General features: G+C 63.3%; 16 protein-coding genes. 10 read left to right on the top strand and 6 right to left on the bottom strand.

Translation table 11 applies throughout. The features are described 5' to 3' along the window. Positions 1-12: 12 nt before the first annotated feature. Positions 13-705 carry an NAD(P)H-hydrate epimerase gene (locus tag SINAC_RS37045; protein WP_015250664.1) on the top strand — a complete coding sequence of 231 codons (693 nt, stop codon included), beginning with the start codon at positions 13-15 and terminating at the stop codon, positions 703-705. Positions 706-760: 55 nt separating this feature from the next. Here the strand turns inward: SINAC_RS37045 and SINAC_RS37040 are convergent, their stop codons facing one another. The 3 genes from SINAC_RS37040 to SINAC_RS37030 all read right to left on the bottom strand — a co-directional run bounded on the left by SINAC_RS37040 (position 761) and on the right by SINAC_RS37030 (position 3462). Then, positions 761-1972: a S1C family serine protease gene (locus SINAC_RS37040; protein WP_015250663.1), complete on the bottom strand. Its 1212-nt coding sequence runs from the start codon at positions 1970-1972 to the stop codon at positions 761-763. A gap of 205 nt (positions 1973-2177) precedes the next feature. Continuing rightward, positions 2178-2777, bottom strand: coding sequence for a zf-HC2 domain-containing protein (locus tag SINAC_RS37035; protein WP_015250662.1), 600 nt, complete (start codon positions 2775-2777; stop codon positions 2178-2180). 1 nt (position 2778) lies between these two features. Then, the gene (locus SINAC_RS37030; protein ID WP_015250661.1) at positions 2779-3462 is read right to left on the bottom strand and encodes an RNA polymerase sigma factor; all 684 of its coding nucleotides are present in this window, start codon (positions 3460-3462) and stop codon (positions 2779-2781) included. A gap of 101 nt (positions 3463-3563) precedes the next feature. On the opposite strand from SINAC_RS37030, the gene SINAC_RS37025 reads away from it, so the two are divergent. Further along, positions 3564-4514, top strand: a complete 951-nt coding sequence (locus SINAC_RS37025; protein WP_015250660.1) for a GNAT family N-acetyltransferase — start codon at positions 3564-3566, stop codon at positions 4512-4514. Positions 4515-5030: 516 nt separating this feature from the next. On the opposite strand, the gene phoU is transcribed toward SINAC_RS37025, so the two are convergent. Beyond that, the gene (gene phoU / locus SINAC_RS37015) at positions 5031-5762 is read right to left on the bottom strand and encodes a phosphate signaling complex protein PhoU (RefSeq protein WP_015250658.1); all 732 of its coding nucleotides are present in this window, start codon (positions 5760-5762) and stop codon (positions 5031-5033) included. Between the two features lie 319 nt (positions 5763-6081). Between phoU and rsmA the strand changes: the two genes are divergently transcribed. After that, entirely contained in the window at positions 6082-7119 is a 1038-nt protein-coding gene (gene rsmA, locus SINAC_RS37010; protein WP_015250657.1) for a 16S rRNA (adenine(1518)-N(6)/adenine(1519)-N(6))-dimethyltransferase RsmA, read from the top strand. Positions 7120-7216: 97 nt separating this feature from the next. Beyond that, on the top strand, positions 7217-7900 hold the full coding sequence (locus SINAC_RS37005; RefSeq protein ID WP_015250656.1) for a Uma2 family endonuclease: 684 nt from the start codon (positions 7217-7219) through the stop codon (positions 7898-7900). A 67-nt stretch (positions 7901-7967) separates the two neighbouring features. On the opposite strand, the gene SINAC_RS37000 is transcribed toward SINAC_RS37005, so the two are convergent. Continuing rightward, the gene (locus SINAC_RS37000) at positions 7968-8723 is read right to left on the bottom strand and encodes a class I SAM-dependent methyltransferase (RefSeq protein ID WP_237722827.1); all 756 of its coding nucleotides are present in this window, start codon (positions 8721-8723) and stop codon (positions 7968-7970) included. 687 nt (positions 8724-9410) lie between these two features. Here SINAC_RS37000 and SINAC_RS36995 point away from each other — a divergent pair. The 5 genes from SINAC_RS36995 (at position 9411) to SINAC_RS36975 (ending at position 15106) form a co-directional block, all read left to right on the top strand. Beyond that, positions 9411-10739: a PQQ-dependent sugar dehydrogenase gene (locus SINAC_RS36995; protein WP_015250653.1), complete on the top strand. Its 1329-nt coding sequence runs from the start codon at positions 9411-9413 to the stop codon at positions 10737-10739. Positions 10740-10743: 4 nt separating this feature from the next. Beyond that, entirely contained in the window at positions 10744-11760 is a 1017-nt protein-coding gene (locus SINAC_RS36990) for a DUF1559 domain-containing protein (RefSeq protein WP_015250652.1), read from the top strand. A 225-nt stretch (positions 11761-11985) separates the two neighbouring features. Further along, the gene (locus SINAC_RS36985) at positions 11986-12528 is read left to right on the top strand and encodes a sigma-70 family RNA polymerase sigma factor (RefSeq protein ID WP_015250651.1); all 543 of its coding nucleotides are present in this window, start codon (positions 11986-11988) and stop codon (positions 12526-12528) included. A gap of 13 nt (positions 12529-12541) precedes the next feature. Continuing rightward, complete coding sequence (locus SINAC_RS36980; protein ID WP_015250650.1) at positions 12542-13894, top strand: FecR domain-containing protein; 1353 nt, start codon at positions 12542-12544, stop codon at positions 13892-13894. A 222-nt stretch (positions 13895-14116) separates the two neighbouring features. Beyond that, positions 14117-15106, top strand: a complete 990-nt coding sequence (locus SINAC_RS36975) for a DUF1559 domain-containing protein (RefSeq protein ID WP_015250649.1) — start codon at positions 14117-14119, stop codon at positions 15104-15106. A gap of 116 nt (positions 15107-15222) precedes the next feature. Here SINAC_RS36975 and SINAC_RS36970 read toward each other — a convergent pair whose 3' ends face one another. Beyond that, entirely contained in the window at positions 15223-15960 is a 738-nt protein-coding gene (locus tag SINAC_RS36970) for an MBL fold metallo-hydrolase (protein WP_015250648.1), read from the bottom strand. A 437-nt stretch (positions 15961-16397) separates the two neighbouring features. Between SINAC_RS36970 and SINAC_RS36965 the strand changes: the two genes are divergently transcribed. Beyond that, on the top strand, positions 16398-17426 hold the full coding sequence (locus SINAC_RS36965) for a DUF1559 domain-containing protein (RefSeq protein ID WP_015250647.1): 1029 nt from the start codon (positions 16398-16400) through the stop codon (positions 17424-17426). Positions 17427-17494 lie beyond the last annotated feature (68 nt).

Raw genomic sequence — 17494 nt, 5'->3', positions numbered from 1 at the left:
AGAGGAGGAGCGATGGGGATACGTCCGTTGACGCGGGAGGAGGTCCGGGGCCTTGATGCGCGGGCCGCCCTGGAGTTAGGTCTGCCGACGTTGGTCTTGATGGAGAACGCCGGCCGGGGCGCGGCGGCCTGGCTTCGGGACCAAGGCGTGGGCCCTTCGACGCGAGTCTTGATCCTTTGCGGGTCGGGCAACAATGGTGGGGATGGTGGTGTGGTCGCGCGTCACCTTGACGCTTGCGGCGTCGCCGTTCGGGTCGTCTGGTTCGCTCAGGCCGGTCAGTTGCGAGGGGATGCCGCTGTGCAGTACGACGTTTTGTCTCGCTCCGGCATTGAGCAAACGTATTGGGAAAGCGGAGACTTGGACGATGCCGAGCGACTCGACCTCATGATTGCCGAGTCCGACTGGGTCGTCGATGCGTTGCTGGGCACGGGTCTGACGAGGCCCGTCGAAGGGAGGCTTCACGTGGCCATCACGGCGATCAACCGCTCGGGCAAGCCGATCCTCGCCTTGGATCTTCCCTCGGGGCTCGATGCCGACACCGGCCAGGCGCTCGGGGTGGCTGTCCGGGCGCGAGCGACCGCCACCTTCGTCGGCCCCAAGCTCGGTTTCTCGGCCCCCGGAGCCAGTGATTTCACGGGCGCGGTGTTCGTCGTCGAGATTGGTGTTCCCCGCTGCCTCCTGGAGCCGTTCCAGGCAAAGACGTGAGGGGCTACCAATAGGTGGGCCATTGCCCTGGCCCGACTCAGGTTCAGGAGAAACGTCAGGGGCGTGTCTCGGTCCGCCCCCCTTGTTTCTCCAGGTTGCGGAGCCGACGCTCGAGGGTTTCGATGCGTTCGTTGACCTCGCGGGGACGGGACGAAGGGATCTCGTCTTCCTTGGCCGAGCTGCGCGGGGGGTCGGGGATGAGGGGCGGGCGGCTGGAGGTTCGGATCGTCAGGCGGTCGAGACGGGAACCGCGGAGGTATTCGAGGGTGGTTTCGCTATTGGCGAGGGTCCGGTCGAGCCGATCGGTCAGGTCGCTGGGGGACTTGATCGCGAACCCGTCGAATGCCATGACCCGGTCGCCCGTCTTGAGTCCGGCCCGCGCGGCGGGGGAGTCGGAGACAATGCCATCGAGGATGGCTCCCGAGGGGGTGTCGACGGGATCGAGGTTGAGTCGGACGCCGAGGTAGGCGCGATCGACGCGGCGGCAGAGGCCGAGTTGTTCGGCGATCCAGAGGGCGTCGCGGGCCGGGATGGCGAAGCCGAGGTCGTGATCGAAGGTGCGTCCTTCGCCCTCGCCGCCTGGCCTGGCCAGGCCGCTGCGGATCAGGCCGAGCCACTCGCCACGGAGGTTGGCCACCAGGGCGCCGCTGTCGCCGGGGTGGAGTGAGGCATCGAGCTGGATCAGGCCGCCGAGCGGTCTCGGGCCGACGTCGACGCGGCGGTCGAGCCCTGCGACCTGTCCTCGGATCACGGAATGGCCCAGGCCAAACGGGTTGCCGATGATCAGCACCTGGCTCCCCAACCTGGGCGGTCGCGATGCCGGGTGGACCGGCTTGGCGATCGACGGGTCGATTCGGAGCAGGGTCAGGCCGGTCTCCGCGTCGGCGGCCACCCAGCGCGCGGGGTGGCGGCCGCCCGACGCGTCACGCGCCAGGATCGGCGAGGTGGACTTGGGCGGGTCGATCCGGATCGAGAGCACGTCGCCCCGGTCGTTGACCACCACGCCGGTCGCCACCCGCCGCGCACCCGACGGGGCGTCGGCCACGGCGTACTCAAGCGCGACGGCGGAATCGCGGAGCTTCGCGATCGACTCTGCGACGGTGCGCTCGATCGCTTCCAGGAGTGTCGTGCCTTCCGGTTCGCTTTCGACTCCCTCAGAGGCGGCCGCCGTCGGCGGCGACGAGGCCGGCACGGGGGGGCCGCACGACGAGAGGGTCGCGGTCGCCGGGAGGGCGCACAGGATGATGAGCCGGAGGTGGCGGAGCATGAAGCGGATCTTCTCACTTCCGCGTGTCGGAGGCAAACCTTTCGGTCGAATCGGCCAGGCAGGGCAGTCCATCAGCTTCGCAGGGTGGGCACCACCCGGCCAACTTCCAATCGAGAAGTTGGCCGGGTGGTGCCCACCCTACAAGATGGAACGCCCTGACGTCACGGGACTATTTCGGTGGTGGATCGGGGGATCGGTCAGTCGGTCAATAGGTTGCCTGTTTGCTTTCGCGCGTCTCGTTGCCGAGGGGCATGGGCATCGTATGGTCGAGGTCGTAACCAAAGCGCGTCGCGGGGACGCTCTCGGTGGAGGCCGTCACCTCACCCTGCGACTTGATCACGTCATGGGTCGAGGCCGGGATTTCGACGGGCACCGTCTGTTCGGGCTCTGCGATCGCCGTCGCGATCGGCTGGGTGTTGCTGGCCATGCTCTTCCGAGCGTCGGTCACTTGGTTGCGGGCACCGATGGCGACGACCGTGGCGACCAACCCCAAGCTCAGGCCAAAGGCGGGCCAAAGCCCCAACCGTCGCGGCCAGGTAAAAAGGGGGGCTTGGGCAGGCTGTCGCGAATGGCGGATCTGCCGGGCCAACTCGGGCCAGAGGGAAGGGGCATCGGACGGCACAAGGGGCTGGGCCGCCGCCATGTGCAAGACCTTGAGTGATTGGTCCAGCGAGACTCGGTGCTCCCGGCATTTCGAGCAGCCGATCAGGTGGCGTTCGACCCGTCGAAGGTCCGTGCCACGGAGCTCGTCACCGGCCAGGAGGGGCAGGCGATCTCGCACCCATTTACATTGAAAATTGCCCATGTTAAATGGTCTCCCGTCGCGTCAGCTCCTGTCGGCGTTCCCAATGTTCGCGGAACGCGTCGCGGGCTTTGGCCAACCGCCACCGCACCGTGGCTTCGCGGCGGCCGACAATGGCCGCCACCTCTGCGGACGAAAAGCCTTCAAGATCCCGAAGCACCAGGATTGTGCGGTAGGGGACCGGAATCTTTTCCAGGATAAATTGCACTTCCTGGGCCAGCTCGGCCTGGATGCGGGGGTCGGGGTCGGGCAACTCAAAGGCCCAGGCGCCGTCCCCATGGGGATGATCGATCGACGCAGCCGATGGGGCTTCACGTCGGCGGAGTTGGTCGAGGCAAAGGTTCACGCCGATCCGGAACAGCCAGGGGCCGAACCGTCGGGCCGTGTCGAACCGGTCGAGCCGGCTGTAGACCTTCCAGAACGTTTCCTGGGCCAGGTCGCGGGCCAACTCTTCGTCGTGGACGAGCCGCGTCAGGACGCGGATCAATTTCCGCTCGTAGCGAACGACGAGGGCCGCGAAGGCGTTGTCGTCTCCCCCTCGGACCTGCTCGACGAGCCAGGCATCGCCTCGCTCGTCCGCACGCACGTGGCTCGCGGCCTCCGTGGCCGGAGGCAGGGGAGTTCCGACACCGCGAATCGCGGTTTCCGGATCTTCAGACTGGGAATGGGATTCAGCCGACTTCCACATCGCGTGACCTCCCGCCTTTCGATTATCATACGGACGGCAGCCGGCGCCGCGTTGGACATTTTTCCCGAAAGGCCCGTCTTGCTTCGGATTCCGGAACGGCCATGCCGGGTTTGACCCCTCTCGTCCAGCCCTGTCCGCTGGGCGACCGCGAGGCGGCCTTGGAGGTTCTCTACCGCCGGGTCCCCGCCTCGTTGCGGCCGCGGCTGATCGCCAATGCGCTGGCGGAGTCGGCGCGGGGGGTGATCGACCTCTCAGGGCTCTGGGTCGCCTGGCGGCATGGTCGGATCGTGGGGGCGATGCTCACGCAGCCACTGGCGGGACGAGCGGCGGCGGTCTGGGCGCCCGAGGTCGATCCGACGTGGCGGCGGTCCGCCTACGCCATCGCCCTGGTCCGCTCGGCCCTGGAGGACCTCCGGAGCCGAGGGTTCCGGATCGTGCAGGCACTCCTCGACGAGTCAGCGCCACGGCAAGGCGCGGCGGACCTGGAAGGGGGGGGCATGCCCCATGTCACCGACCTGGTCTATCTCGAACGCGCGACGACCCCCCCGTTGGAAGTCTCGGCCAGTCTTCCCGCCATCGAATGGCTGGGATACGGACCCGCGGTCGAGACCGAGTTTCGCGCGGTCCTCCAGGCGACCTATATTGATAGCCTCGATATGCCCGAGCTCGAGGGGATTCGCTCGCTCGACGACATCCTGGCCAGCCACCGCGCGGCGGGCCGGTTCGTCGCGGATCGCTGGCGGGTGGGGCGGTTTGTAGGGGAGCCCGAGGCCGGGGCGATCCTGCTCCTGTCCGAGCTCCCCGACCGCGACGCCTGGGAGGTCGCCTACCTCGGCCTGACCCCCGCAGCTCGGGGCCGAGGGCTGGGCCGTGCCATGCTGGCGCAGGCCCTTGCGATGGCGGCGGCGGAGTATGTCCCTCGCCTCGAGCTGGCCGTCGACGTTCGCAACCGCCCGGCCACCCAGCTCTATCTCGCCTCGCAGTTCCTCCCCTTCGACCGCCGTGCCGTCCACCTGGCGTCTCTGGCTCCCCACGAGCCCTCTACCTCCTGAGGATCAACCTTGCCGGAGCCCACCAAGCGGATCTCCCTGATAGCGAAGATGTTACGGGATCGTGGGGCAGGTCCGTCCTAGGGGACGAATCGGATCAAGGGCTCGTGTTCCCCTGAGTTGGCCTCGGCGTTGGATCCGCGAACAAAGATCGTGGCCGATCCGCCGAGCTTGGGAGGGCGTTGGCCTCCGGCCCGAGGCCGTGGAACGACCTGGTCAACTCTTCCAGATCGCCGGGGACTGGGCTGGCCTGGACGGTTGGTCTGGGTTCAATGGCCTGGAAGGGAATCGTTCTCGCAGGCTGATCCGATTCCCGCGAGGAAAGGACCCATCGCAACCCGCCGACGAGGATTCCGCTGGCAAGGATCATTGAGGCTCCGAGCCACTTGGCAGCCGTCTCGACGTTGCCTTCCATCGTTCTGCCTGTCCTCCGTGACGCTTCTTTTTTTTACAGAGGAACGCCAACGGGCCGGCCGCGGGTGGACCTCGGCCCGATCGAGGCGTTTTCGACACATTCGCTCAGGTGGCGAGGTCGTTTTCGTCGACGTGGCGGATGATGTCCCCTTCCTTGAGGTAGACGACCGCTTCGGCGATGTTGGTGGCGTGGTCGGCGATTCGCTCGAGGTTTCGCGAGGTGTTGATCAGGCGGAGCCAGGTGTTGAGCCGGTCGGGATCGCGGCGGATCTCGTCCTTGAGCACTTTCATGACGACCCGATAGTGGCGATCGATATCGCCGTCACCGGCGATGACGGTCCGGGCGAGCTTGGCGTCGGATTTGGTCAGCGCGTCGAGGCTGTCGCGGACCTGCGACAGCGTCGCCATGGCCATCGCTTCCATCTCTTGCGGAATGGGGAACGCGGCCGGGTCGGATGCCAACTTCTTGACCCGTTTGGCAATGTTCCGCGCCAGGTTGCTGATCCGCTCGAGGTCGCCGTTGACCTTGAGCACCGAGGCAACCCGCCGCAGGTCGGACGCCACCGGTTGGTGGAGCGCCAGGACCTTCAGGCAGTCACGCTCGATCTGGACTTCGCGGCGATCAACGTCGCGCTCTTCACTTCGGACCAGGGCGGCCAGGTCGGTGCGACCGTCGCAAAGCGCGCGAACGCTCTGGTTCAGCGCATCCTCCACCACGGCCGACAGCTTGAGGATCCCTCCCCAGAGTCCCTCGAGGTCCCTGACAAAATGCCGGCCGACGGTCATTCGCTCGCCGTCCCAGCTCGACCCCGATGACGTTCCACTCTCCAGTTGCATCAAGCTCTCCCTTCCTTCGTGTTCCGCCCCCTCCACGCCACTTCGAGCCCACCGTCCCCGGCTCTCCTCCAAGGATCTTCCGCAACGATAATCCTCGTATTTCGAAAGCTTAAGCCCGATCGTCTTGAGGAACAATACCGCACCAGGAAGATCGTCGCCCCCCTTGGACTGTGATTCTCACTGTCGCGGGCATTTGACATTGCGAGGGGGGATGACGGATGCTGGGAGGGATGCCGATGGCTGAGCGGGTGCTGACGCTCTGCCATTTTTTCTTGATTTTTCTGACTCGTCCTGAATTCCCAAAAAAAGAGCTGCTTGCATGTCGTCCCGCCGCCAGACCCAGTCGTATCTTCGAAATCTGTTTGCGCGGCGAGGGGTTGCCCCGCAACACCGGTACGGCCAGAATTTCTTGATCGACTTGAATATCCATGAGTTGATCGTCAACGCGGCGGAGGTGGGGCCGGACGACGTGGTCCTCGAGATTGGTCCGGGGGCAGGCGCTCTGACCGCCCTGATGGCCGAGCGGGGGGCGGCTGTCGTGGCCGTTGAGATTGACCCGGCGATGGCCCGGCTGACGACCGAGGCGGTCGAGGGGCGGCTCAACGTTCGGGTCCTGAACGTCGATGCCCTGGCCAGCAAGCACACGATGAATCCCGAGGTGCTCGACAACGTCCGCGCGGGGCTGGCCGTTTCGCCGGAGAAGCGGCTCAAGCTGGTGGCCAACCTCCCGTATAACGTCGCGACCCCGATCCTCAGTAACCTGCTCGTCCATCCCGAGTTTTGTCCCACTTTGCTGGTGGTGACGATCCAGCTCGAACTGGCCCAGCGGATTTGTGCCGGCCCCGAAGAGGAAGAGTACGGGGCGCTCTCGGTTTTGATGCAGGCCCTGGCCGACGTCTCGATTGTAAGGACCCTAGCGCCGACGGTCTTCTGGCCGCGTCCCAAGGTGGAATCGGCGGTGATCTCGATCCGCCCTGATGCCTCCAAGCGGGCGCTGGTGCACAACCTTGCCTGGTTCCATCAGACCATCCGCCAGCTCTTCCTCCATCGCCGCAAGAACCTCCGCCGCGTCCTCTACAGCCTCTGGCGCGACCGTTGGACGAAGCTCGAGGTCGACACCTTTCTCGAGGGCCTTGGCCTGACCGGCCTGGTTCGCGCCGAGGCGATGAACGTCGAGGAGCTCTTGACGCTTACTCAGCAGCTCGGCGAGCGGTTCAACGTCAATAATGAGGGCGCCCTCCCGGAATCGCCTGCTGAGGCGTCTGAAGATGAGGAGGAAGCCTCTGATGAAGAGCAAGAGCCTGATGACGACGTCGAAGAGCTGGATCCGGAAGATCAATCCTCCGAGGTGTTGTAAGGTGGGCACGGCCCACCATATCTTTTCTTGTCGGGCCGGCTTCCGCCTGCCATGACCTCGAGGAACTGCCTCATCAAGCCGATCGGGAGGCCGACGCATGGCGACCATCACCCGTCCCGACGCCTCCGGCGGTTCAAGCCCGACATCGCCCGGAGTCCTTTTTGAAGGCACGAGCTGGGACGACTACGAGGCTATGCTCCGGATCGTGGGGAACCGCCCGATCCGGGTGACCTATGACCGGGGGAGCATGGAAATCATGTCGCCGCTCTGGAAACATGGCGGTCTCTCCTACCTGCTTGGCCGACTCATTGATGTGCTGACTGAGGAGTGGGACATCCCGGTTGAAGCGGCCGACCCGGTAACGTTCAAGCGAGAAGACCTGGCAAAGGGGGTCGAGCCGGACAAGTGTTACTACTTCGGCGACCACGCCGCGCAAGTCCGAGGCAAGGACCGCCTGAACATGGGGGTAGACCCGCCTCCCGACCTGGTGATCGAGGCGGACATCACCTCGAGTTCGCTCGACCGTTTGGGGATTTACGCTGCGCTCGGGATTTGCGAGGTCTGGCGGTTCGACGGCCAGTCCCTCCACTTCCTTCACCTCCAGGCGGATCGATCTTTCCAAGCCCGCGAGACCAGTCTTCACTTTCCCGGCCTGTCCCTTGCCATGATGACTCAAGCGTTGGTGCAGGCGGAAGGGAAAGACAAAACGGCATGGGTCCGATCATTTCGTGCCGATGTCCGCGCCCTGCCTCCTCCTCCACGCGACCACGCTGAGGACTGAGGGTAACCTCACCAGAGCCGAGTGCGAGGGGAGGGCCTTTGTTGGAGGAACCGCAAGGCCGAGAGTCTCAGTTCCCGTTTCCGGCCGGCTTCTCGAGGACGACGACATCGTGGCCCGCCAGGAGTTGGCGGAACGCCGTCGGGTGGGAGTGGCATACATAACCACGGCTGGTGAAATAAAGAATGCCTTCGTGGCAATCGATGCTTGAAGTGGCGTCAGCATCGCTAATCCAGGCCTTACCGTGGTAAGGCGTCAAGCGTCCCCAGTGGAGCGGGTTGTTGGGGCGTTGCATGAGTCGGCGCTGGATTCGCCAGGGGGTCCAGGTCAGCAATTTATAGAGCTTCGACCGGATTATGGGGAGGAGTGCCTTGGTGACTTTCTGCCGCGTTTTCAATTCCCGATAGGGCAATACTGGGATAAGCTCCGTCGTATACTTGGTGCAGTGCCATGCGGGCTTTAGCACGAGCATTCCGCCAGGCTTGAGGACCCGGTCAATCTCCTCGAATGCACGCTCCAGTTCGGGGACGTGTTCCAGGGTATTGAAGCTGAAGACGCATTCCATACTCGAATCGGCCAGAGGGAGGCGGCGGGCATCGCCGCAGAGCCGGGTAAACGGCTCGAAGCCTTGCGCGAAGAGCGATTCCAACGCATACTCGAGGCCGATGTACTGTGGCACCGTCTCAGCGAAGAGCCCGGTTCCACAGCCGATTTCTAGACAGGGGCCTTCCAGGCTTCGCTGCTCGGCGAATGCGGCCATGAAGCGCCGTTCGTCCCGCAGATAGGGGGTTTCGAGCTCGTCGATCCGGCTCCTGCCTGCATACATCTCCTCGAACCAGGAATCGGTGATCTGCCAGCGATCGGGCCGGAAAACGGGGATTCCCCTCACGAGTGAATAGCGAAAGTTGCAAAGATCGCATGCAAACGCATTATCTGTGGGAATTAATGCCCCCGAACAGCAGGAGTCACGGGCCGGATGATCCTGGATGCAACGGAGGAATTTTATGGGAAAGGTGACGTCCATGCTTGATCCTCGAAAATCCTCTGAAATCCCCCTCGTTTCGTTTTTGCATGAGCAAGCTAATCGTAAATCAAATAGGACCTGAGTGCCGAGAGCGCTGTTGGGTTGCAGGGATATTTTGTTGAGCCTGTAATGCAAACAAATCATCGATGAGATTTTCTGCCATAGACTTAGGTAAATGGGATCTTGTGACATGGAGGTCTGGTGTATTTTCGGTAAGGTGACACGAACTCACATGAAAGGTAAGCAAGGTCCGTCAAATCCCTATCTTCTTGCCAAGGAGATGAAGAAAGCAGAGGAAGAGGAAGATGGTGGAGGGCTCGCTCGTCCTTGGCTGCCCCGACCTTTTGGGTTTCATTCTGGATCTGGACTTGGGTCTCTTTGTCAGCCGTGTCCCCTCAGGGTAGGATGATTCAGCCTGCGATCAGGCGAGGCCCGAGAGAGATACCTCGGGAGGCGATCAAGCGGCCCGCACCATTAAGGATTGACCCGATGAACCCGAGGATTTATCCCACGCTTCTCACCGCCGCTTTGGTGGTGGCCGGCGCCAGCGGCCTGCGAATTTCTGCGGCGGCCGATGCATCGAAGGCCGGCGGCACTTTGACCGGCAAGGACGCCCTCGGTGACTGGGCGACCGATGCGCCCGGGGTGCGCCGTAAGATCACCGTCGCCGAATTGGCGGCCCCCTATGACACCCCCTCGGCAAAGAACAATCCCAAGATCGTCAAGCGGCCCGAAGGAGCCTGGCCCAAGGCTCCCGAAGGCTTTGAGGTGACCGAGTTTGTCACCGGCCTGAACAATCCCCGAGTGATCGCACGCGCCCCCAACGGCGACCTGTTCATCGCAGAGAGCCGGGCCAACCGTGTCCGCGTCCTTCGCGACGCCGATGGCGACGGCAAGCCCGAACTGAACCAGGTTTTTGCCACCGACCTGGCCCGTCCGTTTGGGATTGCCTTCTATCCCGTCGGGCCGGATCCGAAGTACGTCTATGTTGGCAACACGGACTCGGTCGTCCGCTTCCCCTACCAGAACGGCGATACGAAGGCACGAGGCGACGCCGAGACCGTTGTCAAGGATATCCCGAGCGGGAACGAGCAGGTCGGTGGCGGCGGTCACTGGACCCGTGACCTGGAGTTCTCTCCCGACGGCAAGACGCTTTATGTCTCGGTCGGCTCACGCTCCAACGTCGATGATGACAAGAGCGAGACGCGCCGGGCCGATATTCTGGCATTTGACCCCGACGGTAAGAATGAGCGGATCTACGCCTCGGGCATCCGTAACCCCGTCGGGCTGGCCACGCACCCCAAGACCGGCCAACTCTGGACCTCGGTTAACGAACGGGACGGGCTGGGGGACAACCTCGTGCCTGACTACATCACGCACGTTGAGCCCGGTGGTTTTTACGGTTGGCCTTGGTACTACATCGGTGGCAACCATGATCCCAGGCACGACGGAAAGCATCCTGAACTGAAGAACAAGGCGATCGTCCCCGACGTTCTGCTCCAGTCGCACTCGGCCTCGCTCGACCTTACTTTCTACAACGGTGAGCAGTTTCCCGAAGCCTACCGGAATGATGCCTTCGCGAGCGAGCACGGCTCGTGGAACCGAAGCCACCGCACCGGCTACAAGGTGATTCGCGTTCCCATGAATGACGGTAAGGCGACCGGCGAGTACGAAGACTTCCTGGTCGGATTCGTCACCAATGATGGCGACGTCTGGGGGCGTCCGGTAGGTGTGGCCGTGGCCAAAGACGGCGCACTCATGGTGACTGACGACGGCTCGGGCACAGTCTGGCGCGTCGCCTATACCGGCAAGAAATGAATTAATGCAGAATTTCTTATTGCGGTGTCGGGCGTTCACGCTGATTGAATTGCTCGTGGTCATCAGCATCATCGGCGTGCTGGTTGGTCTGTTGCTGCCCGCGGTGCAGACTGCCCGCGAGGCAGCCCGCCGCGCCGGCTGCGCCAACAACCTGCGGCAGATCGGCCTGGCGCTGCATAACTACCATGCGGCGGTCGGCAGTTTCCCGGTCGGTTTTCTCTACCCGACCGGGCCGGTCCCCGCGACCACCTCGGCGCTGCAATATCGCTGGTCCGCGCTCGCGCAGATGATGCCTCAGCTCGAGCAGGCCAGCCTGTACAACTCCCTGAATTTCGCCTTCCCATTAGCCTACCGGCCTTCCGCGGGTGGCTCGGCCTTCTGGCCGTTCTACCCGGCCAATTCCACGGCGATGAGAACGCAGGTCGCGCTCTTCCTGTGTCCGAGCGATGGCGCCCCCGCGCCCGCCGATGACTCCGGGCCGACGAACTACGCCTTTTGCACGGGCGACGGCGCGAACGGCGGCGAAGCCACCGACGCGAATGGCGCCTTCATTCTGGGGCCGGCCCGCTCGGTCGCCCACATCACGGACGGTACCAGCGGCACCGCCGCAGTCTCCGAGCAACTTCTTGGCATTGCCGGTCCCTATGCCCAGACGTTCGCCTCCCCCGCGCCTCAGCCGACGACCCGCGCCTTCGCCCGCGCGGCAGCCGGCCCGCTGACCGACGCCGCCTGCGCGGCCTCGGCTCCAGGCTGGCTCCTCAACAAAGGGGCGTCGTGGTGGGATGGCAACTACCTCAACACGCTGTACAACCACCGGTCGCCCCCCAACGCACCACGCCCTGACTGTGTCACCTACCACAACCCTGGCTGGAAGGCCCCACGCAGTCTCCACCCTGGCGGGGTCAATTTGCTCTTCTGCGACGGCCATCTGGCATTCGTCAAAGACACGGTCGACATCACCATCTGGCGAGGCATCTCCAGTTGCGCCGGGGGCGAGGTCGTTTCGTCAGACGGGTATTGATTGAAGGTACGGCCGGGCGACTTGAAAATACGGGGGCCACACGAAGTGAAGGCCGTGGCTCTCTCCGTTTGCCGAACGGCCTTATCCTGATTTCATGCGCTTCTCGGCCGCTCGAGAATTGCCCGCCGAATCATCTGGAAAAAAAAGTGCGTCATATTCGGCGCTCTTCGGCTAAATATCATCCGGGGGAGTCTTCGCTCGAGGCACTCAGCCTGGGGGTCCTCTGTGAACAGTGCGGGTGATTCTCGGGCCGCGACACGCGCCCGTACCGGTGATTTTGTGCAGGCGCTGACGGGCGTTCAGAGCCGGCTCTACGCCTATATCTGCTCCTTGCTCGGCGAGGCGGCCAGCTCCCGCGACGTTTTGCAGGACACCAACCTCGCCCTGTGGGACAAGGCGCAGGACTATGACCCGGCTCGGCCCTTCCTTCCCTGGGCCTATCGCGTGGCCTACATCCAGGTCCTGGCGTACCGGAAGCGTTGCACGCGGAGCCGTTTGCTGTTCGACGAGCAACTGGTGAGTGAACTGGCTCAAGAGGTGCTCGGCCGCGACGACGATCTGGATCAGCGATTGGAGGCCCTGAGCGATTGTATAAACAAGTTGACGGGATCGAGAAGAGAGATTATCGACCATCGGTATCTCCAGGGTGAGTCGGTCGACCGGATCGCCGAGCGGCTCCAGAAGGCACCGAACGTGGTGGCAGCCAGTCTATACCGCATCCGCAAGACGTTGCTCGAGTGCATTGAGGCCAAGATCGCGACCGGGTGATCGGAGGGCTGAGATGAAGGAAGGGGGCGAAGAACTCGAGCTGCTGATTGACGCCGTCATCGACGGGCGATGTGACGAGGCGGGCCTGCGCCGGTTCGAGGAACTGTTGCGCAACGATCCGCAAGCCAGGGAAGCGTACCTTGACCAGATGAAGGTTCACGCCCTGCTCGAGTGGCGGCACGGCCGTGTTGAGCCTCGTGTCGATCGCTCCGGCACCGGCTCTGAATCAGGACGCGTTTGGTGGTCTCACGGCCGCCTGCGCTGGGGACTGGCGGCGCTGGCCCTGATCGGCGTGGGACTGTCACTCCTCGCCCTCCGTTTCGGTCATCGCGGAGGGGGTGAGGTCGCAACGCTTCTCGAAGCGCGGAACGTGGTTTGGGGTACGGCCTCACCGATCGCCGTCAAGTCTCGGCTTTCTCCGCAGGCCATCCGGTGTACGTCGGGGTTGCTGCGGTTGGCGTTTGATTCCGGGGCCCTCGTCACGCTGGAGGGCCCCGCCGACCTCCGGATCCTTTCCGGAATGCGGTTGCGGGCCATCCAGGGGCGGATCACAGCCCGCGTGGAGAGCGAGACCAAAGGGTTCGCAATTGAAACTCCGAGCACGCTGGTCGTCGACCAGGGGACCGAGTTCGGCGTCGAGGTCGATGCCAACGGGAGGACCGGCGTTGTGGTCTTCGAGGGTTTGGTCGACCTGTCCCGGCCGAAATCCGCGGCGACTCCCGCCGAGGTCACACGCCTTGTTCAGGGCGAGGCGCTCCGTGTCGATCGCGAGGGGGGGCTGAGCCGGATCATCGCCGTCGAACGAGCCCCGGGAAACAACGGGTGGTCGACGGGACCTTCGTCGGAACCGGACGCCGTCATTCGGTCGGTCCACGACAACATTCGAGGACTCGACAGTTCCAAGTATTACCAGATCGTGCCTCGTGGATTGGACGATGATGCGCCAGCCTATGTCGACCGCCCCCACGAGTGGAACGGCCTTGACTCGAGCGGCCTCCCCGCATTCCTTCGCGGCGCTGACTACATCATGCCGTTCAACGAGGACAAGTGGCGGAACGACCTTGAAATCACTGTCGAGTTGGCATGCTCGGCCTCGCTCTATGTCTTCATCGACAACCGGGAGAAGGTCCCCACCTGGCTCGCCGAACGGTTCACCGACACCGGAGTCGACATCGGTCTCGACGAAGGATCTTGGCCGGACCCTTCGATGTTTACCACCGATCGCGGCCCCGGCCTGAGCATCAACCAGATATTTTCGGTCTGGCGGCGCGACGTGGATCAAGGGGAGTCGATCAACCTCGGTGCCCTCATGGGAGGGAGAAACAACCGGGCGATGTACGGGATCGCTGCCACCGTCCGCCTTTGATTCGGTTCGATGAGTCGAGCTGTCAGTCAGGTTACATGTTTTTGAGTGTCGTGCTCGTTTCGTTCGTGCCAGTCCTCTTCCGTCTCTTCTTGTGAGTGATCGTATTGACCTGGTCCAGGCGCTCTGCGACCTACCTTGTCGCGTCGCCTTGGCTGGTGAGCCTCGTCGTGCCGTACGTAGGTTGATATCGTTTCCTTTCTTGACAGGGAAGGTGTCTCGACCATGAAAATGCGTCATCGCGGCTTCACGCTTATCGAATTGCTCGTTGTCATCGCCATTATCGCGGTCCTCATTGCCCTTTTGCTGCCGGCGGTGCAGGCGGCTCGCGAGGCTGCGCGACGGACCCAGTGCGTGAACAACCTGAAGCAGTTCGGGATTGCCATGCACAACTATCACGACTCGCTCGGGTCGTTCCCGATCGGCGTGACGGGCTTCCGGAGCCCGACCGGGTACGGCAACCTGGGTACCACGGCGAATAATCGACGGACCTGGGCGTGGCTCATCTTGCCCTACCTCGAGCAGGGCACCGCCTACGGGGCGATCAATTTCAACCTCGGTTTCAATGCCCCCAACCATTGCCAGGACACCGTGCTTCGGATGTTGCCGGCCATGTACGTCTGCCCCTCCGATCCCAACGGGGGAATTTTTGACGTGGGCAGCTACCCCGTCAAGAAGGTCAATTATGTCGTGAACTGGGGGAGCACACACTACGATCAGGATCGGGTTTCCTCGACCAACCCGTATGTGGGGCCGGCGTCCCCGCTCGCAGTCGCTTTCGGAGGCGCTCCGTTTTCGATCGATCGCTCCTTCGGGGTCCGCGACATCACCGACGGCTCAAGCAACACCTTGCTGATGAGTGAGGTGAGGGTCGGCGTGCCCGACTACACGAACAACAAGCAAGATCGTCGAGGGGCCGTGTTCAACGACGACTGGAACGGCGCCATGTTCAACGGCTACACGCCACCCAATTCCCCGCGACCGGACCAAGCCAAGGGGGCCTGCCTCTACGACAATGTCCAGTTCAAGAACAATCCGCCGTGTGATGGCAACGCCCCGACGTACAACGCACCCCGGAGCTTCCATAGCGGTGGAGTGAACGCGCTGTTCGCCGACGGCAGCGTCAAGTTCATCAAGAATACGGTCAGCCCCCCGACCTGGTGGGCTCTGGCGTCCAGTCGGGGCGGCGAGGTCCTCTCGGCCGATTCCTACTGAGCAGAGCCTGGCAACGAAGGAAGCAGGAGCAAGCGAGGCCGGGGAGTGGGCCCGGCCTTGCTTGATTTGAATAATGCTGGGCGAAGACCGGGCCGCCTCGGTCCGATGGACTGGTCTCAGGCGGCGTTGGTGGTTGATTTCCGACCTGGGGTAGGGGCTGGATACCATTTTTTGCGGAAGAGAGCCGCGGCTCCACTCTTGATCGGTTTTCCGTGACCGAAGCAGGCGGTCTCGAATTCGAGAGCCGCAAGCTTCGCCAGGCTCCGTTGTCCCTCGGCCAGGTCTTCATACAAGGGGCTCAGCGCCAGGCCGAAAACGTTCGCGGCGGCATCGGCTGCGATGAGGACTCCACCATGCTCGGGCCAGAGGAAGGCCAGTTGCCCCGCACAGTGGCCAGGGACGTGGATTGCTTGCAGGCCGCCGGCAATCGGAAGCCTTTCCCCGTCGCCCACCTCGTGCTCGACCTCCGCCGCCTCGACTTCCGTCGGCGCTGAGGGGAGCAAAAACCGGCAGACGAACGCGTTGAATAGCCCTGGGGCCGGCTTGAGCGGGCGCAGGGCCTTGCCGGCTCGAACCATCTCGGCATCCAACGGGTGCATCGTGACCGTCGCGCCCGTCAGCCGCTTCAACTCGGCCACACTGCCGGCATGGTCACTGTGGCAATGCGTCACCAGCAGATGGCGTACGTCGGCCGGCTCCCGACCCATCTCCTTGATCGCCTCAAGAAGCTTCCCTGCACTTCCCGCAATCCCCGTGTCGATCACCGCCAAGCTGTCGGGCGACTCGAGCACGAACGCGTTCACGAAGCCAAGCGACACTTCCCAAAGCCCCGGAACAATTGCCGTTGCGGCCATGTTTTTTCCCCCGCGCTCTGGGCGATCGAAGTTGGATTCGAGGTCTCTGCCCTCCCCGCCATTTTATCGAGAACCGATCCGGGCGTCCTCCCTCTCGAGGGCCTTGGTATTTCTGTTGATAACGCCGGATTTGCTGGCGGTTGGCCCTCGTTTGTTTGTGGGCTCGGAGGGGGGGATGTGTGGACAAATAATCGCCGTCGCTGGTGATTTATTCGCCGGAGTTGGCCTCGCGTGCTGTGGGGTTGTTGCGTAACCTGTTGGTTGGCAATGGTTTTTGTTGTTTTGGTGCTGTGGCTTACCGTTTGCTTGGGGTGGTGGGACTTTGAATTCGGATCGGCCGATTCGTGAGAGCTGGATCGTGCCGGAATGTCTTCCGTCGATCGGAACGATCCCAGACGTCGTCGTCTCCCCCCCACGCCTCCCGGAGTTGGATCCTGATGCCCCCCCTTCGTCGCGGATTCACGTTGATTGAGCTCCTTGTGGTGATCGCCATCATCGCGGTTCTGATCGCCTTGCTGCTTCCCGCGGTCCAGGCTGCGCGCGAGGCGGCACGCCGGGCTCAGTGTGTGAACAACCTGAAGCAACTCGGCCTCGCCCTCCACAACTATGAGCAGGGGGTCGGCAGCCTTCCGCTGACCTTGAGCATCGCCGACACCGGTACGACCGTCACCTGGACCAATAGCTTTGGGGCTCATTCCCGGATACTTCCCTATATCGAGCAAAGCGCATTGGTGAATGCCTCGAATTATTCCGTCGACATGCAGACGCCTCCCAACAACACGGCGCTGGCCCAGGTCATCAGCGTACTGATCTGCCCCAGCGAGACGAAGCCGATCGCTCGCAGCCTCACCGGCGGCGGTCAGTATGGCATTGCCAACTACGGCTACGTCTCGGGCGACTGGTTCGTCTGGGGCGGCCTGGACAACAAGCGATCGAACCGAGGCGCCTTCGGACCCAATCAGTCTCGCCGTTGGGCGGAATTCATCGATGGCACAAGCAATACCTTGTTGATGAGTGAAGGCAAGGCCTATCTCGACTACGCACGGGACTGCCCGTCGCTTGCCAACATCAACAACCCTGACGTGATCCCGCCGCCCGATGCCGATCCCTACACGGTCGCGCCCGAGTATCTCGGTGGGTGTTCGTTTCGTCCCCAGGAGGGGCGGACTCAATGGTTTGAGTCGGGCGTGCATCACAACGGGATCACCACCGCGTGGCCTCCGAACAAGGTGATTCCGGGCGGTCCGGGAAAGATCTATCCCGATGTCGACCTGAACGGCAACCGCGAGAAGCTCGGCCGGCCGACGTTCGCGGCGGCCACAGCGCGGAGCTACCACTCCGGCGGTGTCAACACCCTGCTTGGCGACGGAAGCGTCCGCTTCGTGAAGAGCACGATCAACGGCACCACCTGGCGAGCCCTCGGGTCGGTCGCCGGCGGCGAAGTAATCAGTGCTGATGCTTATTGAATTGATCGAGAAAGCAAAAAATACGAAAGAGCCGTTTTGACGCGGATTGGGTGATTCCCACTCGGCTC

Source organism: Singulisphaera acidiphila DSM 18658 (assembly GCF_000242455.2).
GTDB lineage: Bacteria > Planctomycetota > Planctomycetia > Isosphaerales > Isosphaeraceae > Singulisphaera > Singulisphaera acidiphila.
This window is presented reverse-complemented; position numbering and strand designations above follow the sequence as displayed.